Consider the following 322-nt stretch of genomic DNA (forward strand, 5'->3'; position numbering starts at 1 on the left):
GCCATTCTCTGCCGTATCACCATAGACGGAAAGAGCACCGCCATTACCACAGGAGAAGAGTGTAAAGTCTCCGAGTGGAACACCAAACAGGGTTTGATAACCAATAGGAAGACCAACCAAAGAATCAATGAGTTCAGGGAGTTTGTGGAAAAGACCTATCGGGATATACTGACAAGGGACGGAGTGGTAAGTGCAGAACTTATCAAGAATCACCTGCAAGGCATCGCCACTCATCCGACAACACTTCTTGCCATGAGCAAGGCGGAACTGCAAGCCGTCAAGGAAAGCGTTGGAAAGTCAAGGGCAGAGGGGACTTATCTGA

The 322-nt window shown here is 48.8% G+C and carries 1 protein-coding gene; it reads left to right on the forward strand.

The genetic code is table 11. The features are described from left to right. On the forward strand, positions 1 to 322 hold a 322-nt coding region (locus X919_RS0104590), incomplete at both ends, for an Arm DNA-binding domain-containing protein (protein WP_028899201.1).

Source organism: Prevotella sp. HJM029, assembly GCF_000599605.1.
GTDB lineage: Bacteria > Bacteroidota > Bacteroidia > Bacteroidales > Bacteroidaceae > Prevotella.